1 rRNA gene is annotated in these 256 nt (G+C 56.6%); it reads left to right on the top strand.

The window, feature by feature from the left end:
• A 23S ribosomal RNA gene (locus tag ACK3CR_RS27120) occupies positions 1-256 on the top strand; the annotation flags it as partial.

Below are 256 nucleotides of genomic sequence, written 5' to 3'. Positions count from 1 at the left end.
GCGCTAGCTTCGGTGGAGGCGCTGGTGGGATACTGCCCCCGCTGTATTGAAATTCTAACCCGCTGCCCTTATCGGGCAGGGAGACAGTGTCAGGTGGACAGTTTGACTGGGGCGGTCGCCTCCTAAAGAGTAACGGAGGCGCCCAAAGGTTCCCTCAGAATGGTTGGAAATCATTCGTAGAGTGTAAAGGCACAAGGGAGCTTGACTGCGAGACCTACAAGTCGAGCAGGGACGAAAGTCGGGCTTAGTGATCCGG

The sequence above is a fragment of the Priestia sp. TRM10 genome, from assembly GCF_057808375.1.
This window is presented reverse-complemented; position numbering and strand designations above follow the sequence as displayed.